The organism is Schaalia sp. ORNL0103, from assembly GCF_019429565.1.
Taxonomy (GTDB): Bacteria; Actinomycetota; Actinomycetes; order Actinomycetales; family Actinomycetaceae; genus Pauljensenia.
In genome coordinates, this window is the sequence record NZ_JAHXSA010000002.1 from 97,710 (window position 1) to 121,506 (window position 23,797).

A 23,797-nucleotide genomic window follows, 5' to 3' on the forward strand; every position below is an offset into this window, starting at 1 on the left:
GAGAGCGAAGGGAGTGACGCGGCCTCGTTTCGGAGACGAGGGCGCATTGTGGCCAATCGCGCGGGTTCCGAGGCCGGGCGATCGTCAGTCGCGGGAGCCGGTCACGCCGGTCGCAAAGGCCTCGCGTCCGCCGCCCGGCGTCACCTCGCCGCACGCGGTGATCTTCCACAGCTTCGCGGTGCCGCCCGCGTCGACCAGCTCGAAGCCGGTGGACGTGTCGACGTTATAAAGGCCGGGGTGGCGTGTGGAGCGCATGAAGTTGTAGTAGGCGCCGTCTTCCTCTTCGTAGAAGTGGGTAATGCCGAGCCTGCGCACGACCTCGCACACCTCGGGATCGGTCGCGATGTCGTGGAAACGCTGGATGAGGATCTTCTGGGAGGCCACATCCTTGTTAGCGGTGTTCAGCTGCGGGAAGACGGCCTTGCGTCCGCCGATTATTTCGGAGTATGCAGCGCCCGCGATCGGGTCGCCCAGGATGAGCGCGTCGGGGGCGGTCGTGTACGGCATGCGGCGCAGCATGGCGAGCTCGCCGATCGTGGCCATGCCCGGCTTCCCCAGGCGAGTCGGGTCATACACCTGGGCGACCGCCGCGTTTCGCGCGTCGATGGCGCCAAAGCCGGAGAGGACCAGCACGAGCAGACCGACGGCGAACTGGATTGGCCAACGCGGCGCCTCAATGTTGTCATCGGCTCCGCGTTCGGCGAGAATCCGCTGCAGCGACCTCGTCCAGGCGGTGTGAATGAGGCGAACAATGGCGGCGACGCCGACCGCCATGAGGATGGTCAGCGCGATGTCTTCGACGCCCATGATGCGGCGGGCGTCCTTGTACCAGGGGGCCAGCAGGTAGGTGCGCAGCGCCGAGTTGGGCGAGTACGCCAGGGCGGTGAGGCCCGCAAGGATCATGTAGGAGGCCAGCGGCCAGAACGGCAGGGGCTGCGCCTCCTCCTCAGACTCCTCGATTTCTTGAGCCGAGGCCAGAGCAGCCTCCTCCGCGTCCACGTCAGTTTCATCGGTGAGACCAGCACGCTCGGCGGCACGCTCCAAGGGATCCCTGCGACGGAACAGCAGGTGGAGGCGCGCGGTCGCCGCGATGCCAACGACGAGGAGAATGAGCTGGACGCACGTCCACTGACCGTTGCCGGCGGTGTTCGAGAACGGCGGGTAGGGCAGGAAGGCGTGCAGGAAGGCGTCGGTCCAGTTACTGCCGTCGCGCCGGTAGTTGCCCATCGCCTGAATCTTTGACGATGACAGCGCGAGGAGCGGTGCAGCGACCACAACAAGCGCGAGGGCACCCCACACGAGGGCGACGAGCTGGCCTCGTCCACCACGACCGTAGGCGCGTCGGGCGAGGGACGCGATCGAGGCGAGGAGCGGCGCGATCAGCAACGCGAGGATCGAGAAGGCGGCGCTCGGGTGCGCGCCGACGAGGCCGATGGCACCGATGAGGAGGAACACCCCCTGCGGGATACGGCGCAGGAAAGCACGCAGCCCATCGCCCGCACGCAGGTCGGCGACCAGCCTGCGCCCCACGACGATCGCGATGGCCGCCAGGCCCGGCACCAGAGCGGTGCCCGTCGAGTTGGGCCACTGGTTGTACATGGTGAGTGCATCGGCGGGCATATTGAGCAGCATGCCGCCGATGATGGGGGCCGCCATGATCGCGGTGCGCGAGGCGGTCAGGACCGAGACAAGGGCCGCCAGGCCGATGACCCACACGGCCATGAGCGCCAGCGAGGACACGTTCGAGGCCTGGACGACTGAGTCGTAGCGCGCAAACAGCGAGACGAAAGCGTGCCAGCCCGTCGGATAGTAGACGTTGCGACCGCCGTACAGCTCGTGGAGGCCGCCGAAGGGGCTGGCGTTCTTGCCGTACAGGATCGCGTGTACGCCATTCTGATGGAACGTCGGATCCCACTGCTGGACGGGATTCGATGGGGTCGCACCCATCACGAGGGGCAACGCCGCGAGGATGAATCCCACCAGGATCGCTCCCCACGTGGCCGCACGGATCGCCGCCTGGCGTCCACCGATCGGCTTGCGCACGCCGATGGCCTCGCGCAGGGGAACTCCCCGCAGGGAGAATCCGTCGTTGCTGCGGCGGAAGAAGCTCAGGCTCCACGCGCCGGCGCCTCCCAGGGCGCTCATGCCGAGGATCGGCAGCGCCGTAGAGGGCTCCCACTCGATGTCGAGCGCCGGGTAGGCGACCGACAGGATCGTGATCAGGCCAAAGGTGAACGCGGGTGCCGCACCGATCGCAACGAGCGACGAGCGTCCTCCCGCCCGCAGCCACATGAACCCCGGCAGGACCAGGGCGACCATCATGGCCAGCAGGGTCGGGAGCAGCATCCACCAGGCCAGCATGGATTACTCCTTGTCGGAAGCGGCGCGGCGCTTGCCCACGATCTCAATGATGACGGGCAGGACCGACGCGAGGATGATGACGCCGAGGATGAGCGTCAGGTTGTCGTGCACGAAAGGCACGTTGCCCAGGAGCGCACCGACGAGGATAAAGCCTGCGCCCCACACGATGGCACCCAGCGTGTTGAAGGCCAGGAACTTCGGGTAGGGGTAGCGGGCCATGCCCGCGGCGATCGGAATGAAGGTGCGCACGAAGGGGATGAAACGTCCGATAACGAGCGAGCGCCCGCCGTAGTTCGTGAAGTAGTGCTCCGCCTTCTCCAGGTGCGCGGTCTTGAGGAATCGAGCGTCGGGCTTGAAGAAGCGACGCCCCCACTTGGCACCCAGGAAGTAGCCGATTTGCGCTCCGATGAAGGCCGCGACGACGACGAGGAGGATGAGCGTCGGCAGGTGCAGGCCGAGGCGGTCGTGGAGCAGGCCTGCGGTGAACAGCAGGGATTCACCGGGCAGCACCGGGAACAGGACACCCGACTCGATGAGGACGATGAGCATCGTTCCCCACAGCACCCACGGCCCCATGGCGACGAGCAGAGTCTCGGGATTTTTAAACCACTCGATAACGGTGTGCAGCATCGACGGATCTGATGCGGTCACGAGTGTCGACCAGGTCACGATAGGGCCCTTTTCTGCCGGGAATGTATCACCCTAACCCTACCTTTGTTGACCGCGAATATAGGATAGGCGGCATGAGGAAGCGCAAGGATTCACACGACGGTTCTCCGGTCGGGGACACGAACATCCTCTTCGTCCCCGACTCCTCCGCCGACCCCTCGGCATCCGGGGTGGATGCCCTCATGGGGATGATCGACGAGGCCGGTGCACCCCTGCAGGCTCCCCCGCCCCCGGAGGTCCCTTCCTCGGAAGCGCACACCGAGGTCATGGAGCCCGTCGTCACGCCGGACGCGACGACCGCGCCCGTAGCCATGCCGCCCAGCATTCCTCCCAGCCACGCGGACGCCGACCAGGGCGCCCCCGCCTCGTCGACGAATGACGAGAGCGCAGCGGATCCCCTGCTTCCCCCGTCCGCGCCCACAGCCGATGACGCCGCCAGCTCCGCGGAACCCACCGACGAGGCCGAGGACAGCGCGCCGGAGGCCGCCACGGAGACCGACGCGGAGGCCAGCACCGACGACAAGGACGCGGACATTGAATCCGCCGCGTCTCCGGCTACCGGCGAAATCGCCGCAAACCTGCCCGTGCGCCGCATGCGCCTGCCTCGCCCCGTCTACATCGCCGACCGCATCCTGCCCGTGCGCCGCCGCCGCGAAGACCTTGTCGACGTCGTCATCTCCCTTATCGCGATTCTCTTCATCTGGACGATCGGCGCACTGGCCAGCGCGACCACGCGCGGCGTCACCATGGACGTCCTGAGCTTCCAGCTCGTCCGCCAGATCCTCATCCTTCCGGTGAGCATCGCCGAAGGCCTCATCATCCTGATCACGCCGATCCTCGTGATCGTCTCGCTCGCGCTGCGCAAACGCCTCCAGGCGATCATCCAGGTCCTCGTGACGAGCCTCGTGGCCGCGGTCGGCGGCTGGATCATCATCCTGCTGACGGGCCTGCTGCCCTCCGACCTGACTGCGCCGTTGAGCGTGGACCGCGCGCTTGCCACGCAGGGCTCCCAGACCGGCATCGCGATCGCCATCAACCTGGTCATCGTCACCCTGTGCGCGCTGTTCACCTCCGCCGGCGAGGCCCAGTCGATGAAGGCCATCAAGTGGGGATGGACGGGCCTGTGGATCATTCTCATTCTCGGCGTGCTGCGCTCATCCATGACCCTGCCCGTCGCCTTCATCTCCGTCTTCTTGGGCCGCGCTTTCGGCTCGGGTTCGCGGTGGATCATGGGCTACGACGACCAGCGGGCGAAGGGCGCCAAACTCGTCGAGGCGCTCCTCAACATCGGGATTACGCCCTCGCGGATCGTGCGCACCGACCTCGACACGACCGAGGAGCCCCTGGCTACGTGGGCCGTCGCTGAGAACTCGCGCGGCCACCTCACCCAGATGCCCGCCGACCTGGGCGACATGGGCGTCACGGTGACGCGCCGCCCGAGCCACGACCATCACCGCCACTACCAGGCGTGGAGCGACACGGGCCTCGCCTACGAGATCATCGCCATGGACCCCGGCCAGGAACTGACCGGCACGCTCCTCGAAATGTGGAACAACCTGCGCCTGCGCGGCATCAGCCGCTGGGTGTCGCCCTCGCTCAAGGCTCAGGCCGAGCGCTCCTCCTTCACGACGTTGCAGGCGCTGCGCGCCGGCGTGTTCACACAGGAGCCGATCGGCATCGCCTCGGCCTCCGACTCGATCATCCTGGTCATGTCCGCTCTGCCCCCCACGACTCCGCTCACGGAGCTCGGCGAGAACGCATCGGACGAGGTCCTGGACCGTGCGTGGGAGCAGCTGCACTTCGCGCACTCGCGCGGCATTTCGCACCGCGCTCTCACCCCCGAGGCCGTGGTCGTCGACTCGTCCTCGGACGTGTGGCTGCTGGACTGGGATTCCGGCGAGGTTGCGACCACCGAGCTAAACCAGTCCATCGACATCGCACAGATGCTGGTCCTGACGGCGCTGGCCGTGGGCCCCGAGCGCGCGCTCGAGGCCGGCCGACGCTGCGTCGGTGAGGAGACGCTGATCGCGTGCGCCCCCGTCATCCAGAAGCCCGTCCTTCCTGCGGAGATCAATCAGCGCCTGCGCCGTTCCGACCTGCTGGGCGACCTGCGCGCAGCCCTCGTGGGTGACTCCGAGGCCGAGACCGCGCCCACCGCTGACCTGCAGCGTTTCCGCCCGCGCACGATCTTCACGATCGCGGTGGCGTTCATCGCCGTCTTCATCGTCGTCGGTTCGCTGAACTTCAGCGACATCGTGACCACGGTCAAGAGCGCGAACCTGTGGTGGATGCTCACTTCCGCCGTGCTTGCCTGCCTCATCTGGGTCGGTTCCGCGGTCCCGCTTGTTGCTCTGTCACCCGAGAAGCTGAGCCTGCGCGAGACGCTCGTCGCACAGGTCGCCGCCTCGATCATTACGATCGTGGCACCCGCCGGCGTCGGACCCGCTGCCCTCAACCTGCGCTACCTGCGCAAGCGCCGCGTCCCAACCGCCATGGCGGTCACGACGGTGACGCTCATGCAGATTTCACAGGCGCTCATCACGATCATCCTGCTCCTCCTCGTCATGGTGATCGCCGGATCGTCGCTGTCCGTGTCGGTCCCCTACGGCACCATCCTGGGTGTCGTCGCGGTCGTCATGGTCGCGGTCGGCATCATCGTCGCCGTGCCGAAGGTGCGCCGCTGGATCTGGTCGAAGATTCAGCCGACCTGGCAGCAGGTCTACCCGCGCCTCCTGTGGATCATCGGCCAGCCCCGTCGCCTCGCTGCGGTCGTGGGCGGCAACCTGCTGATGAACATCGGCTACGTGGGCTCGTTCTGGACGGCCCTGCTCGCCATGGGCGGTTCGCTCAACTTCTCGACCGTGTCCATCACGTACCTGACGGCAAACGCGGCCGGCTCGTTCATCCCCTCGCCGGGCGGTATCGGTACTGTTGAAACGGCGCTGACCTCGGGCCTGACGGTCGCGGGCATCTCCTCGTCGGTCGCCATCGCGACGGCTCTGCTCTACCGTCTCGTCACCTTCTACGGCCGCATCCCGTTCGGCTGGCTGGCCATGAAGTACATGGAGAAGAAGGACATGATCTAGGGCGCGGACAGACGCGCGCAGATCAGTAACACTATCCATTTACTTCAAATTAAGACTGAATTTAAAGTAAATGGAAGCAATACCTTCTCAACGAACATATCCACAGTCGCACCCTGACGACTGCCACCGCATCGCGGCAACCCTCGGGCCCCTCCCCTCTTGTCACTCACCGTCCCTTTCAAGGGCACAATCAACCCGGCGCTGAAGATCCAACACCGGATACCACTCGAAACTCCGGCCGCGCCGAACACGCCTCAAATAGCCCTCATCCTCGAGTCCACGCAGGTCGGCGTGCGCAGTCTGAGGAGTGACCCTGTATTTGTTGGCATGCGCCGCCGCTGTCACTGTCATCATGGGATCACGCAAGGCTTCTTCGATGACGCCGATCTGACGGTTCGTGAGCGTCGTGGCGCGCAGGCGATGCTTCACCTGATCCAGCTCCTTGGATTTCTTTGCCAGATAATCGTGCAGCTCGCGGATTCCACGCAGAATTATCCGAGCATGCCAGATCAGGAAGTAGGTAAGGTCGCCCTCATCCTGCTCAACCTCAAGGAATGAGCGAGCGTACTGTGCGGGCGCTCTGTGCAATAGTCGGGACACCGGAACGAAGTCCATCAGAAAGAAGCCCTCACGCAGCATCACCCACTGCGCAATGACGCGGGCCGTGCGACCGTTACCATCAACGAAGTAGTGGTCGTATCCCATCATGAAGTGAACAATGAGCGCCCTTACGAGGGGCGGCACATATTGCGTCGCATACTCACCTTCGCCATTTACAAAGGAACACAGACGCTCCAGGCGCTCGGGCAGCTCCGATGCGGACGGCGGAACATGGAGCAGTTGCTCCTCATTTTCTGTCCCGTAGATGCGAACCCTGCCCTCCCCCTCCCGCTGGAGGCGGCCAGCATCGCCCGGATCATCGAGCGTCCCCTCGGTCACGATCCGATGCACCTCGCAGACAAACTCAGGAGTGAGCTTATCCGTGAGACGCCCCCGCACAAATTCAAGGGCGAGAAAGTTGTTTCGGATCATCCGCTCCGACCGCGTCTGTGGACGTCTCCCCTCCCGGAGCATCTTTTTCGCATCGCGCCTCGACGTGGAGGCTCCCTCCATCTGGGAGGATGTGATCGCCTCCTCGTACAGGGAGTTGATGAGGTACCTGTCTCGCGCAGCCTCCGTTGCAACCTCCCCTGGGAGCTCGACCTGACCTCGCGCCTGAGCGGTAATGTCCTCATTCAGACTCAAAAGAACATCTGGAAGATTGAAGGTCAAGGGCGTTGTGTCCTTCATCGTGAAGGGCGTCGGCCTGGCCGTGGTCGCTCGCGCACTGCGCACTGCACACCACCACGCCTCGCGAGTGAGCCCCTCGGGCACCGGCTCGGCACGGAAGTAATACTCCCACGGTCGATACTCTGGATCATCAAGTCCGCCAGCTAGCGCACGAATAACAGACGAACGATGGTCCTCATCCATACCCCTGAGGCTATCGAGAACACTCTCATAGAGTTCAGCCAGACGACAAGGCGGAGGGGTCGGCTTCTTCATGACTGCTCCGTTCACACAAAATCAAATTACTTCTAATTCTATCTTAATTTTAAGTAATTAGAAATGTTGCGCCCCAAGTCTTGGATCTCATCTAGGAGAAATGGCGCGCCCCCACCTGCCTCACCCGGCGCGAGGCAGCCGGATGTTCGTTTACTGGAGGTTGTTGTTGCCGTCCGGGTATGCCCCCTGGACGCCGCTCACCGCTCGAATGACGTCGATCGACCCGGCGGGCACGCGCAGAGCGTAGCCGCGCAGGGCGTTGCGATACTCGCGTTCCACGGACACGGAGGCGCCCGGGAACGCGGCGGTTACGGCCTCGTTGATCGAGGCGAGGGTCGCCTCGCCGTCGGCGCTTTCCGCGAGCTGGACGATGACGACGACCGAGGTGTCTGCGTCCTGGCCGGACTGCGCGCTCGGTCCGCTCTGCCCGTTCTTGGACGTCAGTGCAGTGTCGGGGTCGATCGTCGGCGAGGCCGTGGCTCGCAGCGCGGACTGGGCGGAGTCGCTGCCCGGGTTGGACTGTGGCGAGGGCGTCGACGTGGAGGCAGGCGAGCAGCCCGCGACCGCGAGCGCGCACGTGCCCACCCCGGCCAGGAAAACAGCTGGCTTCTTCATGGACTGCACTCCCATACGTTCGACGCAGATACGAGGCGACATCGAGGTGTGTCGCCGCTTCCAACATACCGCAGCGACGATCGGGAATGCGACGTTCGTGCGCGCATGAACACCCGTGGGCGCGCATGAGAAGGGGCCCGGGAGCGCTCGCAGTGAGCGTTCCCGGGCCCCGGCCTCGTGAATGAGCGAATCAGTGATTCAGGTGCGATGCGCGTCAGCGCACCCAGACCCCGTTCGCGTCGAACACGTAGGTGCGTCCGTTGATCACGTGAGTGCCGGTGAACATTGCCCCATCGGGTCCCAGGTAGTACCAGGTACCGTCGAGGTTCAACCATCCGGTGTGCATCGCGCCCGAATCCTTCAGGTAGTACCAGGAGCCACCATCGTGCACCCATCCGGTGGCCATCGCGCCGCTACCGGTGAGGTAGTACCACGAGCCACCGTCGGCGACCCACCCGGTCTTCATGACCTTCGTAGCCGGATCCAGGTAGTACCAGTAAGCACCGTCGAAGCTCTCGTCGAACACCCAGCCGCCAACCAGGGCGCCCTCGGAATTTGCGTACACCCACGCACCGTCATCGCGCCGGAGCCAGCCGGTCATCATGTAGCCGTCGGAGCCGAACAGGTAGTCCTTGCCACCGATCGTGAACCAGCCGTTCTTGAGGTACTCCTTCCCGTTGGCGCACTGGTACCACCAGCCACGCAAGTCCTTCGCCCAGTGGCCGCCGTCAGCCGTGACGCACACGCCAGGGTTATCCGACGGCAGGTCAAGGGTCGCTGCCTTGGAGTGGTTCAGTCCGTAATCCCACGCGAGGACGTAGGGGTGGGCGATGACCTCGCCGGAGCCACCCTGATCGGCCCACCCCTGCGAGATGGCCGACATGGGAACCTCGACGTGGTACGTGTAGGTTCCGTCAGCCCCGACCGTTCCTTCGTTGTCCGCGAACACGTGGCGGTAGAACCACAGGCCGTCGGCCGGGTCATGCAGGTCGAACGCGGCCAGCGGGGACGCGTCGGTGACGTCAAAGGACACGACCGTGTCGGCACCCTCGCCCTTGTACTCCAGGTTGGAGACAACGGGCGCGGCCGTGTCGATGCGGAACTCGTAGGAGATCGACTGCTCGGCCTGCGAAGGGCCGTCGTTGTGCGCGGACAGCGTCAGCTTGTACACACCATCGGGCAGGTTCCTGTACTCGGCGTCGCGCAGATCCAGGACCAGCGGCTCACGTCCCCGCTCGACCCACGTCATCCTTCCGGACGAATCCAGCGCGGACTTCCAGTTCTGGTAGCGCGTGAAGGACGCGATCGTCTCTCCCGCAGCGTTCGTGTACGCGGCGTTGATCGTGTGCACGCTGCGCAGCGTGCCCGTGCGGGGTTCGAGAATCGTGGGAGCGCCCGAGGCAACCGAGCGAGAGAGGACGTTCTTGCTCGAGCTGGGCAGACCGATACGATCAGCATCCTTGACCAGGGGGTTGTATCCCAGCTGCTGGCGCGTGGATCCGTTGTAGACCCAGGAGGCGAGCGTGTGAGCCCCGTCCTCGGAGGCGAGGGCGTCGAAAATGGGGGCCTTGCCCCAGTCACCGTAGAAGCCCAAGTAGGGCACGGTCAGGTCGGGCTGGGACGCGGTCTTCGAGGCGAAACGCACGAATCCATCGAGGAAGGTGCCGTTGGGCGTGTTCTGCGCGACGGAGGAGTCGAAGTCGGAGCCAGGCTTGACATCCACGCCCACCGTGACCTCGCCGTTCGCGGGAACGGTAACGGTCGCGCCCTCACCGGTGCCACTCACGGCCGCGCCGGAGTAGGCGATGTCCACGCCCTTGCCTCGCCAATCGGCGGACTTGCCGGTGAAGAACCCACCCTCAACAATCTCGGAGAGGGCCTGCGAGCTCAGCGCGTAGGTGGCCTCCGCGCCGGACAGGTTGTGCAGCGTGACGTCGAAGTGCCAGCCCTTCGTACCATCCCCCAGGTCCGCCTTGGGCCGGGACTGCTCGGGGGCGCCGACCACGGTCGGATACACGGACGAGGTCGTGGCCGCCAGGACATTCGTCAGGCCCGATCCCTGCTTGCGCGGTGAGTACGGGGCGCCAGTGTCCTGGAGCGGGTCGACGACGGGGGTCGCCGTTCCCATGATGAGGTTCTGGACGACATCGATCTTCTGACGCGCGCTCATCGAGGCAAACAGCGGATCGTTCTCAACGCGCTGCAGGACGACGGCGCTCACGCCCGCCATCTGCGGGGTCGCCATCGAGGTGCCGGACATGAACTCGTAGGTGCCGCCGGGCACAGCCGAGTAGATGTTGCCTCCGGGGGCGCTGACCTCGGGCTTGAGGCGCAGGTCCGGGGTGACGCCCAACGAGGAGAAGCTCGACATGGAGTACTTCTTGCTCGGGGCCACGACCTTGCCGGGGGCGACGCTCAGGTGGTGGTCGGCGGCGGCCAGCATGGCCTCACCGTCAGCCTGCGAGATGAACGCGGCGGGCACGCCGTCCGTCGCCAGGCTCATGACCACGAGCGAGTCACCGGGCACGTTGTTGTAGACGATGAAGCCGGCGGGCTTGGAGCCGGCAATGTTGTTGAACTTGTCCTGGAAGGTGAGAGTACCGCGCTTGACCAGCACGATCTTGCCCGCGAGGCCCTCGGGGTACTTGGCCTTGAGCGCGGCGCCATCCTCGGGCGAACCGATGCCGCCGTCGACGTACTCGAAGGGACCGCCGGTCAGGTCGGACAGGTCGGGCATCTTCTGGCCGTCGGCGCCGCCGGCGCGCTGGTAGGCGATGTCGCGGTCGCCGACGGTGAAGGCGCTGTGCGACAGCGAGTTGTCGACCGAGGCCACGGACACGACGGAGGAGTAGGACGCCGGTTCGCCCAGGACGGAGGAGTCGGGGTCGGAGGCGAAGGGCAGGTTCTTGCCGGAGAGGTTGCCGTATCCGGCCGTGTACTCGTTGCCGGCGGCCGCGTTCACGGTGACGCCAGCGTCCTGGAGGCTCTTGAACACGGTCGCGTACATGGAGTCGGCCTCGTTATCCATGCCGCCGGTCTGTCCGAGGGACAGGTTCACGACGTCGGGGCGCAGGACGACCATGTCGTCGAGGGCGGCGAGCAGCGCCGAGTCCGGGATGCCGCCGCTGATACTGCTGGCGACCTTGGCGACGATGATCTGCGCGTCCGGGGCGATGCCCACGATTTCACCCGCGTTGCCCGCGGTGATGCCGGCGACGTGCGTGCCGTGCGATCCGGCTTTGCCGGTCGGCGAGGCGTCCGGGTCGTTATCCGCGTAGTCGTAGGCGAAGGGGAACTTTTCCGACACGTAGCTGCCGGTCTTGCCGTCGCCAAGATGTGGGGTCAGGCCCTCCACCTTGTCCTCGGAAAGCCCGGGGGTCCCGTGCAGGGCACCCGCGAACGCTGGGTGGGTCATGTCCACGCCCGTGTCGATGATGGCGACGACCTTGCCATTACCCTTTTGGGTGATCTGGTCGGCGTGCATCATCAGCTGGGCGCTGAGGTTGTCGGGGTTCTGGGTGGAGATGCGCGAGGAGTTCGTCGCGCCCTCTCCGGCGACCTGGTCATCGACACCATCGACATGGGTCTCGCGATCGAGGAAGGCGGCGTTGACGCCGCTCACCGCGCGGATCGCGTCGAGGGATCCGGCGGGGGCGCTCAGCGCGAAGCCCTGCAGGGCCTTGTCGTACTGGCGCTCCACCTGGGCGGAAGAGCCGGGGAACGCACCGGCCACGGCCTCGTTGATCGAGGCGAGGGAGGCCGCGCGGTCTGCACCCTCGTCGAGCTGGACGACGATAGTGACGACCGCGGCGGGGTCGACCTCGTCGGTCGTCGGCGGCTGAGCGTCCTGCGTGGTCTGTCCGCTCTTCGAGGTGAGCGCGGTATCGACGTCGCCGACGGGCAGGGACGAGGCCGTGGCGCCTGCGTCGGGTCGGGTGTCTGCCGGGGTTGGCGGGGATGCGAGGGTCGCGGGGCCGGCAACCACCAGAGCGGCGGTGCCAGCCAGCGCGAGGAACGCCGCTGGTTTCTTCGTTGTCATGTGCGTAACTCCAAAATGTGAATGGGGACCTCGAGAGGCACGAAGCGAACGCGTACCTATTGGTCGTTATGTGAGGACAGCGCTGCGACGCATCATTGCGCAGCACGTCGGACAGCAGGGCAGTGCGACGACGAACAAGGCCCGGGCCGGGTGAGACGCCCTCCCCGGGCCTCGTCGTCGCTGGGCAAGCACTCAGGTCAACCGACCCACGCGCCGCTCCCGTCAAAGACGTAGGTACGCCCGTTAATCACGTGCGTGCCCGTGAACATCGCACCATCGGGGCCCAGGTAGTACCAGGTGCCACCGACCTTGACCCAGCCTGTCGCCATCTTGCCCGAGTCGGACAGGTAGTACCAGGAGCCGCCATCGTGCACCCAGCCGATGGCCATCGCGCCGGAACCTGTGAGGTAGTACCACGAGCCGCCGTCGGCGAGCCACCCGGTCTTCATGATCTTGGTGGCCGGATCCAGGTAGTACCAGTAGGGGCCACCGTACACGCCGTCGAGGACCCACCCGCCGACGGGAACGCCATCGGAATCCACGTACATCCAGTCACCGCTGGGGTGCTTGACGAAGCCGGTCATCATGTAACCGGAGGGGCTGAACTGGTAGTCCCTGCCACCGATCGTGAACCAGCCTCCTCCCAGGTACGCCCTCTCGTTAGCGCACTGGTACCGCCAGTACCGCACTTCCTTGATCCAGTGACCGCCCGTCGGATCCTTGCACGAGGCCGTCTCGTTGTCGTCGGAGATGGGCAGGTCGAGGCTCACCGGCTCGGAGGGGTTGAGCCCGTAGTCCCACGCGAGCAGGTAGGGATTGTCGATGACTCCGCCGACGCCACCCTGGTCACTCCACGCCCCAGAGATCTCCATCAATGGGATCTCAACGTGGTACATGTACCGACCGTCGGGGCCAACGCTACCCTCGCTCTCGGTGAAGACGTGGCGGTAGAACCACAGGCCGTCAGCCGGGTCGTGCAAGTCGATCGCCGCCAGGGGCGAGTCATCGGCGACATTGAAGGACACGGCCATGTCGGGCCCGTCTCCGCCGTACGTCACTCCTGAGATGACCGGTGCCGTCGTGTCGAGGCGGAACTTGTAGGAGATCGACTGCTCGGCGCGCGACGGGCCGTCGTTGGACGCGGCGATCCGCAGCGTGTACGTGCCGTCGGGCATGTGCGAGAACTTCTCCGCGTTCGCGTCGAAGACCGTGGACTCGTGGTAGGCCTCGACCCAGGTGTTCTCCTCGGTGCTCGTCTGGTAGAGGGACTTCCAGTTCCGATGGTTGGTCACCGAGAAGACCGTCTCCCCGGCCTCGTTCGTGTAGGTGCTGGTCAGCGAGTGGACGCTGCGCAGCGTGCCCGTGCGGGGTTCGAGGATCGTCGGGGCGCCCGAGGCCGTGGACCTGGAGATCACGTAGCGCTGCGGGTTGGGCTTGCCGGTGCGCTCGGCCGCCTTAACGAGGGGGTTGTAGCCGAGGGAGTCGCCGGTCTTGCCGTTGACGATGGCCGAGGCCCGGGTGTGTGCGCCGCCGTCCGAGGCGAGGGCGTCGAAGATGGGGACCTTGCCCCAGTCGCCGTAGAAGCCCAGGTAGGGCACGGCGAGGTCGGGCTGGGACGCGGTCTTCGACGCGAAGCGCACGAAACCGTCGAGGAACGTACCGTTGGGCGCATTGTCCGCGACGTAGGAGGCGAACTCGCTGCCGGGCGTGATGTCGATACCGACGGTGGCCTCGCCGCTCGCGGGGACCGTCACCGTCGCACCCTCGGCGGACGCGGATGCGGCGCCCGAGTACGCGATCTCCACGCCACGGCCTCGCCAATCAGAGGAGTGCTGCGTGAAGAATCCGCCGTCCACGATCTCGGAGAGGGCCTGCGAGCTCAGCTCGTAGGTGGCCGGAACACCCGAGAGGTTATGCAGCGTGACGTCGAAGTGCCACCCCTTCGTGCCGTCCCCCAGGTCCGCCTTGGGTCGGGACTGCTCGGGGGCGCCGACCACGGTCGGGTACACGGACGAAGTCGTCGCAGCCAGGGCGTCGACGAGGCCCGCGCCCTGCTTACGCGGCGAGTACAACGCGCCCGTCGTCTGAGCCGCATCCGTCAGCGGACGGGCAGTGCCCATGATGAGGTTCTGGACGACGTCAGCCTTCTGACGCGCACTCATCGAGGCGAAGAGCGGGTCGGACTGGACGCGCTGCAAGACGATCGTGCTGACGCCCGCCATCTGAGGCGTGGCCATCGACGTACCCGAGGACTGCTCGTACGCACCGTCCGGTATCGACGAGAAAACCTCGCCACCGGGCGCCGCGATCTCGGGCTTGAGGCGCAGGTCCGGGGACACGCCCCACGCGGAGAATTCCGACGCCTCGTACACGGTGGACTGCGGCAGGACCTGACCCTCGGCGATCGAGAGCGTGTGCTCGGGGGCGTCCAGCATGGCCTGGCCATCGGCCTGAGAGATGAACGCCGCGGGCATGTCCTGCGTCGTCAGATTCATGGCGATGAGCGATCCGACCGACACGTTGTTGTAGACGACGATTCCGGCGGGCTTGAGGTCGTAGAGGTTCTCGACCTTCTTCTGGTAGGTCATGTTGCCGCGGGAGACGAGCGCGATCTTGCCGGCGAGGCCGTCCGGGTACTTCGCCTTGAGCGCGGCGGCGTCCTCCTCGGAGGCGAACCCGGCGTCCACGTACTCGTAGGTGCCGGCGGGCAGGTCGGAGAAGAAGGCGACCTTCTCGCCGTTGAGGCCGCGAGCGCGCTGATATCCGATGTCTTTCCCATTGACGGTGAAGGCGTTGCGCATCAGGGCGTTTTCGACCGAGGCGACGGCAACCACCGAGGAGTAGGTCGCCGGCTCGTCCATAACCGAGGAGTCGGGGTCCGAGGCGTAGGGCAGGCCCTTGCCGGAGTTGTTGCCGTACCCGGTGGAGAAGGCATTGCCCGAGGCCGCGTTGACGGTGATGCCCGCTTCCTGCAGCTTCTTGTACACGGTCGCGTACACCGTGTCGGCCTCGCCATCCATGCCGGCCGTCCAGCCGAGCGACAGGTTAATGACGTCGGGATGCAGGACGAGCATGTCGTCGAGGGAGGCAAGCAGCGCCGAGTCCAGCAGCGCGTCGTCCTCGCTGCGCGTCACCTTCGCGACGATCACCTGGGTGTTCGGAGCGGTGCCGACGATCTTGTCGGCGTTACCTGCGGCGATGCCGGCGACATGCGTCCCGTGGGAACCGTACGGGGTCTTCGCCGGCGACGCGTCGTTGTCGCCGTCCGCGTAGTCGTAGGCGAAGGGGAACTTCTGCGAGACGTAGACGCCGGTCTTGCCCTCACCCAGCTGCGAGGTCATCGCGGCGACCTTCTGCGGGGTGAGCGGGGGCGTTCCCGCGAGCTCGCCAGTGAATGCCGGATGCGTCATGTCGACGCCCGTGTCGATGACGGCGATGACCTTTCCTTCGCCCTTCTGGGCGACCTGGTCGATGTGCATCATGAGATGGGCGCTCAGGTTGACGGGGTCCTGCCCGCCGGTCTGCGAGGACTCGATACCACCCTCGGCATCGGGCGTGGCCACATCACTGACGCGACCCTCGCGCTCAAGGAACGCGGCGCGTACGCCCGGGGCACGGCGGATTGCATCGAGCGCACCGACGGGTGCCTTGAGGGCGAAGCCCGACATGACGTTGCCGTACTCGTGCTCCACCTGGGCCTGCGTTCCCGGGTAGAGGGCGGACACGGCCTCGTTGATCTCACTGATCGCACCCTCGCGGGACGCGCCATCCTCGAGCTGGACGATGACGCCGACGACGCGCGCCGGGTCCGCCTCTGCGCCGGTCGAGGAGGGCGCGGACTGTCCGCTCTTCGAGGTCAGCGCCGTGTCGATGTCGCCCACGGGCAGGGAGGTTGCTGCGCCATCGTGCGTTCCGGTGGGTCCCGGGGGCAGGGGCGAGGCCAGGGTGGCCGGCCCAGTCACCGCGAGCGCGCACGCGCCGACGAAGGCGAGGAGGGCAGCCGGTTTCTTCGTTGACATAAGCCTTCTCCGATATGTTGGGGGACGGAGTGCCAGTGGCACCCGGTACGTCGGCGTACCAGCCGTCTCCTCACAACATACCTCATGTGCCCTACCTGACAATCACCATCTTGCTTACCGATATGTGAAGCGCAGCTGAAGCGTCTAACACGACCGGGCCCGGGAGCGCGCTACTGCGTTCCCGGACCCGGCGTATTGCCTGGCGGTAGGCGGATATCAGATCACGGCATCCACATACCCGAGGCGTCGAAGGTGTACATACGGCCGTTGATCATCTGCGTGCCGGTCACCATGGCCCCCGAGGGAGACAGGTAATACCAGGCGCCACCCAGGTTGAGCCAGCCGGTGGCCATCGCGCCCGAGCCGTGCAGGTAGTACCAGGTGCTACCATCCTTCACCCAACCGGTACGCATGGCGCCATCCGAGCCGAGGAAGTACCAGGAGCCGCCGATCATCTGCCAGCCGGTGAGCATCGCGCCCGAGCCGTGCAGGTAGAACCACGTGCCACCCAGGTTGACCCATCCGGTGGCCATCGCACCGGAGCCATGCAGGTAGTACCAGACACCGTCGACCATGACCCAGCCGGTACGCATCAGGCCGTTGTCACCCAGGTAGTACCAGGAGCCGCGGACCATCTGCCAGCCGGTGAGCTGAGCGCCGGAGGCGTCGTGGTAGTACCAGGCTCCGCCGTCCATGACCCAGCCGGTGCGCATGTAGCCGCGTCCATCGAAGCGGTAGGTGTGTCCGTCGATCATCATGGAGGTGTTCGTCGGGTACGTGCCGTCAGCATTGCGGTACCACCAGCCGACCGAGTCCATCATCCAGGCGCCCATCGGGGCGGGAGCAGGCTGCGGGTCAGGCGCGGGCTGCGGGTCCGGCTGAGGCTGCGGGTTGGGCGCAGGCTGCGGGTCAGGCGCGGGCTGAGGATCGGGAGCAGGCTGCGGATCCGGCTGAGGCTGCGGGTCAGGCGCAGGCTGCGGGTCAGGCGCAGGCTGCGGATCCGGGGCAGGCTGCGGGTCCGGGGCAGGCTGCGGGTCCGGCGCAGGCTGCGGATCCGGCGCAGGCTGCGGATCCGGCGCAGGCTGCGGATCCGGCGCAGGCTGCGGATCCGGGGCAGGCTGCGGGTCCGGCGCAGGCTGCGGATCGGGCTGCGGAGCAGGCTCAACCCACGGAGCAGGTGCCTTCGCGTCCTGCTTCACAGCCTTCACAACAGCGATTGTCGTCGCCGTTGCCGAGGTTCCATCGGGCAGGGTGGCGGTCAGGTTCACCTGATCCCAATCAACAACGTTGCCGCCAGTGATCGTCGCGCTCTTGCCGTCCTCGGCCACCTTCAGGATGACCGCGCCACCGTACTCCAGGCTCCAGGACAGGGTGGCATCCTTGAACTTCTCGGGAAGCAACGGCTTGAGGGTAACAGCCTCACCCTCCTCCATGTCCACACGGAGGTGATTGAGCGCAATCTCGTCCTTGTCCAGCTCGCTGACGCAGACCTGGACGCTGGCCATCACCGGGTCGAAGACCGTCGGATCCATGTAGTCGGCGACAGCCCTCACATCCGAGCAGCCTTCCTTCTGGGCAGTCACGAGGCCTGACTTCTCATCGACGTTGAGGACGTCAATGTCGTCGCCGGACCAATTGACCTTCGTCATGTTGGCGTTTTCCGGCATGCGCGTGACGCCAATGTTCGTCTGCTGGCCAACGTACAGATCGAGTTTTCCTGACTCGATACCAAAGTCGAGGGACGTCATCGCGACCGGTTCGATGGCGACATCGGCACGCTTGGACGGCATGCCGTCGCTGCCCCATGCGACGAGCTTGACGGTCGCGGGCAGGGCGTCGGTGTGGCCGGCCTTGGCCCAGGCGGCCTGGATATCGGAGAACTTGATGGTGAACGTGTAGTGATGCTTCCCGTCAGCGGTGACGTTGCCGGGGAAGTCGACGACGCGGCGATAGAAGATCGCGTCGGAGGCTGGATCGCGCAAGTCGATGCTGGACAGGCCGGGATTGTCGACGACGGAGAAGGTGACCTGACCGCCAATACCTTCACTGGTGGTGGCGAGGTCGGAGATCATCGGACCATCCGCGTCGGGCGCGGGGGTTGCTGCCAGGGCGGGAGCGCCGAAGGCGACGCCGGACGCTGCCATCGCGCCGGTCGCCAGGGCCGCTATCCACGCCCTGTGAAATGTGTATGACATGCTCACTCCAATGTTGATTCAGGCGAGCTATACCGCGCGGTTAAGTTATCTGCTCGCAATTCGCACGATACTGCGAAACCAGATACCTAGCAATGCTTTACTGGCTTACCATTCAGTAGCTACAAGGCATTGCGAGGGGAAATAAGGGGAGCCTTCATCCTCTTGTCAGCGAGATTTCAACACATTCACTGACCAATGAACATATGTTCCGTGACAAAAGCACACATGTTCACCGACAACCCTCTTAAAAGACTGAAATTCTGGATGGTACAGAATTCATTTGACACGGTAAATACCATAGCGAACTAACACAAACTGATACATGGCAGGCCCACGACCTCGACAAACATGCCACGGCACGCCGCGGGTGCCCTACTGCCGGTCCGACAGCTCCAGGTTCGCCCGCACGACGATACCGATACGCTCCACCATCTCCTCGTCGACCCACTCACCATCCAGGGCGGTCAAGCGCGGGTGAGTCGGGGCCTCGTCGAAGAGGAGATCAAAGCCGAGGATCGCCCGCCACAGGGGGATCAGCTCCTCGTTGTAGGTGTGGCCGTGGCCGCCGGGAGCGGTCCCCGCGACGGGCAGGTCGGCGAGCACCTGAATGAAGGTGACGAAGCGCGTGAACTCGACGAAGGGAGACACGTCGCGGCCCGCCCGCTCACGCAGCCAATCGGGCTGCATCCAGAGCATCTTCCGGTTCCACCACACGACCGGATCGGAGGCGTGCTGGGCGTAGACGAAGCGCGGGAAGCCCCACGGCCCCAGCTCGCGCCCGTACAGGTCGGTGCGCAGGTCGGATGGCTCGTTCACGAAGCGCACGCGCCGACCGTTGTAGACGACGGGGGCGACCTCGGGGCTTCCCTTGTGGCGGGCTGCCGTCAGCTCGGCGTGCATCGGCGTGAAGGCGGGGGTCCCCACCCACAGGGCCCCATCCACTTGGGAGAGCGCCTCCTCGACCGAGGAGAAAACCGACTGCGAGGCGAAAGCCCCCAAGGATTCACCGCAGACGAAGAGCGCGGGTCGGTCCGCCTCGTCCATCGTGTCGAGTTCGGCCCGCACCGCACGGAAGAGCGCTGCCGAGGCCTCCTGCGCCGGCTCGAGGCCGGTCAGCCAGTTGAGGGCCGAGGGCACGTAGGAGTACTGGAGCGAGGCGGTGGCGCAATTCCCGCGCGTCAGGAACTCGAGGGGCTGGACCTGCCACTCGTCAACCCAGCCGGAGCCGGTCGACGCGGCGAGGAGAATGACGGCACGATCGAAGGCACCCGTGCGGCGCAGCTCGGCGACCACCGTCGCCGCGGCCTGCTCGATGCCCGCCCCACCCGCAGGCATGCCGGAGTAGACGCGGATCGGCTCCATGGCCTCGCCGCCGGTGACCTGGGCGATGTCGAGGCGCGAGGGGCCGCGCCCCAGGAAGACGCGCCCCTGACCGCCGACGGATTCCCAGGTGACGGGCGAGGCCGGGGATGCGGAGCGCTCGGGCACGAACGGCTTGTAGATACCGCGCGCGGTACGCGTATTCATCTGCTCGGCATGGTGGCGGAAGAAGCCGATTCCGCCGCGCAGGATCACGTTGGAGGTCAGGAAGAAGACGATGGCGGCCAGGATCGCGATGCCCACAACGATCGCCGCCGGGCGCGGCATGTAGCCGTCGAGTGCGCCGATCAGCATGCGTCCCACGCGGTTCAACGCCCCGACGATCAGGATGAGACACCAGGCGATGACGACCGTGCCGGCCGTCCCCAGGAGGTACTCGCCGAAGGTCTCCCCCGGCATATTGACGAGCCTGGCGGCGACGCGGGCCCGTCGGTAGGACTGGATGACCGCGTAGAGCCACCAGATCGCGAAGAGGGCGGCGATGCAGACGCGGAAGCCGATCTCGACGGGCTCGGATGCGCGGATCGTCAGGCCGGTCAGGGCGATGACGCGGGCACCCACGTTCTGGACGACCACGCCGGCTACGTACCCGCAGGACACGAGGACGCCCGAAGCGACCGCGTGCCATGCCCACGAGCGCGCCATCAGCGACGGCGCCACACTCACCGCGTACATGGCGAGGGCGGCGATCACTCCCAGAAACGACACAGCCATGGCACCCATTGTGCCAGGCGCACCCGCCCCATTCAGGAGCGGCACGAGGCACGGACTCCCACACGCACCGAGGGCTGACACGCGGCCCCTTCCTGCACCTCGCCCGTCACGCTCAGGCACCCCCGCGAACATACGGTTTCGCTCACCGGCAACAATCGGATACCGTGGGCACATCACCACCGACGTCATCACCAACGAAGACGGTTCAGACACTGGCGCCACGGACCCCCAACGCGCCCTGCACAAGCCAGGAAGACCAATGACGACAACCATGCCGAACATATGCGCGGACTCCTCGAGCTCCTCAACAAGCTGCCCCCCAGGCCGCAGATCACCTTCCGCGGCTACGTCGATCGCACGGTGGACCGCATGCGGGTCGTCGGCTCGCCGGCGCTCACGTCGACGTCACACAGCCTCGAGACCGCGACGAACAACCTGGCGCGGCCGGAGGTCGCCATCGTCGTCGGCGCCAACGGGCGCGATCTCACCCCGATCTATGCGGTGGATCCCGACTTCAACCTCCAGGAGGTCACCTACCTCCCGAACTCCTACTTCCTCCAGCACGTCGCCCACGAGTACAACGGCGTGACCATCCAGGTCTACGAGGAAATCGTTCTGAACAGCGACTCCGCTGGATTCACGATCGCACATCCGCTGCGCACCTGGGATCCGGTCCTGGCCGTCCTCGACCCCGCTCTGCGCACCGCGCGGGAGCGCCCGCTCCCCATGCCCGAGGGGTCCTCGGACCGGTTCCTGGAGCCCATTCGCTGACGTTCCATGCGCTCGGCTCGCGCGCCGCTCACAGGTGAGTGAGCCACACGAGCGTCGCGTACGGGATGGTCACCTGCTCCCCCGGCGCATACCCGAGGTGGTCGTAGAGGTACCAGCGCAGGTTCTCCTGCATGCGCGCCCGGCCGGCCTCAGAGGAGCGAATGTACGAGGAGCGGGTCGTCCCCAGGGCGAGGATCTGCTCGGGGGTCATGCGGTCCTCCCAGGCGACCTGGGTGAGGGTCATCGGCGCGAAGCCGCCGCCCGGCGTGGGCGGGTTGTCGGGGCGGTGCACGTCGCCCGAGCGCATGATGCGCGTCAGTCGATGTACCCACGGGATCGACACGGCCATCTGATTCCACACGATCGCGAGCGCGCCGCCGGGTGCCAGGATTCGGGCCGCCTCGAGGCCCGCACGCTCGGAATCCACCCAATGCCACGACTGCGCAAAGACGACGATGTCATACACGTCGTTCGGTAACCCTGTCTCCTCCGCGACGCCGCCGTGCCAGGTGACTCCCTCGATCGACGAGGCCTGGGCGCGCATCGCCTCGGAGGGTTCGACCGCGTCGACGAGGAGACCGCCGCGAGCTAGGAGCTCGCTCATCTTGCCGGTGCCCGCGCCGATGTCGGCGGCGCGCAGCGGGCCACCCTGCCCCGACGCGTCGGCACCTCGCGCGCGCCGCGCGGCGTCGATCAACGCGGCCACGGCCTCGTCCGGGTAGGCGGGGCGCACGGAGTCGTAGGCGCCACCCTCCCCGACAAACGGATTGACCTCGAGCGAGGCGGACAGGGTGTTCGGCATCGTCTTTCGATCCCAGTTCTGTTGCCGTGAGCGAGGGGTGGCAGCGCGCCCGGCCGCGACCTCGTTGTCAGGAACACTCACAGGACCGAGCTCCCCAGTCGACACACGTTGTCGATGTAGTGGACGTGCCACGGCAGGCCTCGCCACTCCTCGTAGGTGAGCTCGCGAGACTTCTCGCGCGTGCGGTCGTCATTGCCGTGCAGCATCTCGACCAGGCGCGAGCTGTCCGCGACGAGCACGATCTCGTAGTTGAGGCCGAAGGAGCGCACGTCCATGTTCGACGAGCCAATGATGCACAGGCTCCCGTCGACGATCATGTACTTCGAGTGGAGCATCCGCGGCTTGTGGTACAGGTGGATGCGCACGCCCGCCTTCAGGAGCGGCCCGTAGTAGGAGCGCTGCGCGTGGCCGACCAGGAACTGGTCGAACTGCTCGGAGACGAAGAGCTCGACCTCGACGCCCGACAGCGCGGCGTTCGTCAGCGCGGTCATGAGGGCCTCGTCGGGGATGAAGTAGGGGCTCGTGATCGACACGTGCGTGCGCGCCGAGGAGATCATGTGGATGAACGCGCGCAGGTTCGGCTCGCCCGTGAACGCGGGGCCGGACGGGATGATCTGCATCGCCGAGATCTGCGTGTCCTCGTTCTCGGCTGCCAGCTGCGCGGCGGGCGGGATAAGGACATCGGGGGTCAGGATCTCCTTGCACGCGTAGTACCAGTCGACGGCGAAGACCGCCTGGATCTGAGCGACGATCGGGCCGGTGACGGACACGCTCGTGTCGTCGTAGAGCATGCCGGCCTTCGCGTACGAGGGGGTGTCGTAGTCGGGGGCCACAAGGTTGTGGGAGCCGACGTAGGCCTCGCGCCCGTCGATGACGAGGATCTTGCGGTGGTTGCGCAGGTCGGGGCGGCGGATCTGTCCGCGCAGCGGGGCGAAGGGCAGCATCTCGTGCCACTCGATGCCCATGGCGTTCAGGCGGCGGCGGAAGTCCTTGTGGCCCGGGATTGTGCGCATGCCGTGGTGGTCGACGAGCAGGCGGACGGTGACGCCGCGGGCGACGGCACGCTCGAGGGCCTCGTAGAAGGGGGCCGTGTACTCGTCCCAGGACGTCTGGTAGTACAGGGCGTTCACGTGGTGGGTGGCCGTATCGATGCTGGCGGCCATGGCCCGGAAGGTCTCGGCCGTGTCGTTGTAGAGGCGACCGACCCGCCCCACCGAGGCCGGGAAGCCGCTGAGGGTCCCGGACAGTCGCATGATCGAGGCGGTGTCATCGTCCGAGCCCGCGGGAAGGCCGTCGGGCCCGTCCGGCGCCTCGTAGTTCTCGGGATCGGGCGCGGTCGAGCCGGCCACGATGGCGTCGACCAGCTGGCGGGCTTCCGGGTCGTCGTCGAGCCTGCGGCCCATCGCCCACCACGAGCCAAAAATGAAGTACAGCGGCACACCCAGGAGGGGCCACAGGAAGATCAGCAGCAGCCACGCGGTCGACGTCGAGGCGCGGCGATGCTTGGGCACGATGCCGAGCGCAATGATACGGATGGCGAACTCGAAGGCCCCAAAGAGGAGCCACGCCCACAGCGGGGGTTCGGGATGTGGCGGCAGCAT

Annotated in this window: 12 protein-coding genes; 2 read left to right on the top strand and 10 right to left on the bottom strand. The window is 66.1% G+C overall.

Annotated features, from left to right (window positions below):
• Positions 1-84: 84 nt before the first annotated feature.
• Together JJJ16_RS07715 and JJJ16_RS07720 are read right to left on the bottom strand one after the other, a co-directional pair.
• Entirely contained in the window at positions 85-2,361 is a 2,277-nt protein-coding gene (locus JJJ16_RS07715) for a DUF6541 family protein (RefSeq protein WP_219752082.1), read from the bottom strand.
• 3 nt (positions 2,362-2,364) lie between these two features.
• Positions 2,365-2,991 (bottom strand): DedA family protein, encoded by a 627-nt coding sequence (locus tag JJJ16_RS07720; protein ID WP_219752213.1) that lies wholly within the window; start codon positions 2,989-2,991, stop codon positions 2,365-2,367.
• A 113-nt stretch (positions 2,992-3,104) separates the two neighbouring features.
• On the opposite strand from JJJ16_RS07720, the gene JJJ16_RS07725 reads away from it, so the two are divergent.
• On the top strand, positions 3,105-6,116 hold the full coding sequence (locus JJJ16_RS07725; RefSeq protein WP_219752083.1) for a lysylphosphatidylglycerol synthase transmembrane domain-containing protein: 3,012 nt from the start codon (positions 3,105-3,107) through the stop codon (positions 6,114-6,116).
• A 162-nt stretch (positions 6,117-6,278) separates the two neighbouring features.
• On the opposite strand, the gene JJJ16_RS07730 is transcribed toward JJJ16_RS07725, so the two are convergent.
• The 6 genes from JJJ16_RS07730 to JJJ16_RS07755 all read right to left on the bottom strand — a co-directional run bounded on the left by JJJ16_RS07730 (position 6,279) and on the right by JJJ16_RS07755 (position 20,632).
• Positions 6,279-7,661: a Fic family protein gene (locus JJJ16_RS07730; RefSeq protein ID WP_219752084.1), complete on the bottom strand. Its 1,383-nt coding sequence runs from the start codon at positions 7,659-7,661 to the stop codon at positions 6,279-6,281.
• Positions 7,662-7,811: 150 nt separating this feature from the next.
• The gene (locus tag JJJ16_RS07735) at positions 7,812-8,276 is read right to left on the bottom strand and encodes a hypothetical protein (protein ID WP_219752085.1); all 465 of its coding nucleotides are present in this window, start codon (positions 8,274-8,276) and stop codon (positions 7,812-7,814) included.
• Between the two features lie 214 nt (positions 8,277-8,490).
• Positions 8,491-12,315, bottom strand: coding sequence for a S8 family serine peptidase (locus JJJ16_RS07740; RefSeq protein ID WP_219752086.1), 3,825 nt, complete (start codon positions 12,313-12,315; stop codon positions 8,491-8,493).
• Between the two features lie 197 nt (positions 12,316-12,512).
• The gene (locus tag JJJ16_RS07745; RefSeq protein ID WP_007587687.1) at positions 12,513-16,334 is read right to left on the bottom strand and encodes a S8 family serine peptidase; all 3,822 of its coding nucleotides are present in this window, start codon (positions 16,332-16,334) and stop codon (positions 12,513-12,515) included.
• A gap of 221 nt (positions 16,335-16,555) precedes the next feature.
• The gene (locus JJJ16_RS07750; RefSeq protein WP_219752087.1) at positions 16,556-18,529 is read right to left on the bottom strand and encodes an N-acetylmuramoyl-L-alanine amidase family protein; all 1,974 of its coding nucleotides are present in this window, start codon (positions 18,527-18,529) and stop codon (positions 16,556-16,558) included.
• Positions 18,530-18,901: 372 nt separating this feature from the next.
• Positions 18,902-20,632 carry an alpha/beta hydrolase gene (locus tag JJJ16_RS07755; protein ID WP_219752088.1) on the bottom strand — a complete coding sequence of 577 codons (1,731 nt, stop codon included), beginning with the start codon at positions 20,630-20,632 and terminating at the stop codon, positions 18,902-18,904.
• 273 nt (positions 20,633-20,905) lie between these two features.
• On the opposite strand from JJJ16_RS07755, the gene JJJ16_RS07760 reads away from it, so the two are divergent.
• Entirely contained in the window at positions 20,906-21,394 is a 489-nt protein-coding gene (locus JJJ16_RS07760; protein ID WP_219752089.1) for a hypothetical protein, read from the top strand.
• A gap of 28 nt (positions 21,395-21,422) precedes the next feature.
• On the opposite strand, the gene JJJ16_RS07765 is transcribed toward JJJ16_RS07760, so the two are convergent.
• Both JJJ16_RS07765 and JJJ16_RS07770 read right to left on the bottom strand, forming a co-directional pair.
• Complete coding sequence (locus tag JJJ16_RS07765) at positions 21,423-22,277, bottom strand: class I SAM-dependent methyltransferase (protein WP_219752090.1); 855 nt, start codon at positions 22,275-22,277, stop codon at positions 21,423-21,425.
• Positions 22,274-23,797, bottom strand: a complete 1,524-nt coding sequence (locus JJJ16_RS07770; RefSeq protein WP_219752091.1) for a phospholipase D-like domain-containing protein — start codon at positions 23,795-23,797, stop codon at positions 22,274-22,276. The genes JJJ16_RS07765 and JJJ16_RS07770 overlap by 4 nt, the downstream gene beginning before the upstream one ends.

Bases quoted from the DNA above. Each gene is read 5' to 3' on its own strand.
- JJJ16_RS07730 (WP_219752084.1), bottom strand. From the start codon at position 7,661: ATGAAGAAGCCGACCCCTCCGCCTTGTCGTCTGGCTGAACTCTATGAG.
- JJJ16_RS07715 (WP_219752082.1), bottom strand. From the start codon at position 2,361: ATGCTGGCCTGGTGGATGCTGCTCCCGACCCTGCTGGCCATGATGGTC.
- JJJ16_RS07750 (WP_219752087.1), bottom strand. From the start codon at position 18,529: ATGTCATACACATTTCACAGGGCGTGGATAGCGGCCCTGGCGACCGGC.
- JJJ16_RS07725 (WP_219752083.1), top strand. From the start codon at position 3,105: ATGAGGAAGCGCAAGGATTCACACGACGGTTCTCCGGTCGGGGACACG.
- JJJ16_RS07770 (WP_219752091.1), bottom strand. From the start codon at position 23,797: ATGCTGCCGCCACATCCCGAACCCCCGCTGTGGGCGTGGCTCCTCTTT.
- JJJ16_RS07740 (WP_219752086.1), bottom strand. From the start codon at position 12,315: ATGACAACGAAGAAACCAGCGGCGTTCCTCGCGCTGGCTGGCACCGCC.
- JJJ16_RS07745 (WP_007587687.1), bottom strand. From the start codon at position 16,334: ATGTCAACGAAGAAACCGGCTGCCCTCCTCGCCTTCGTCGGCGCGTGC.
- JJJ16_RS07755 (WP_219752088.1), bottom strand. From the start codon at position 20,632: ATGGGTGCCATGGCTGTGTCGTTTCTGGGAGTGATCGCCGCCCTCGCC.
- JJJ16_RS07735 (WP_219752085.1), bottom strand. From the start codon at position 8,276: ATGAAGAAGCCAGCTGTTTTCCTGGCCGGGGTGGGCACGTGCGCGCTC.
- JJJ16_RS07760 (WP_219752089.1), top strand. From the start codon at position 20,906: ATGCGCGGACTCCTCGAGCTCCTCAACAAGCTGCCCCCCAGGCCGCAG.
- JJJ16_RS07720 (WP_219752213.1), bottom strand. From the start codon at position 2,991: ATGCTGCACACCGTTATCGAGTGGTTTAAAAATCCCGAGACTCTGCTC.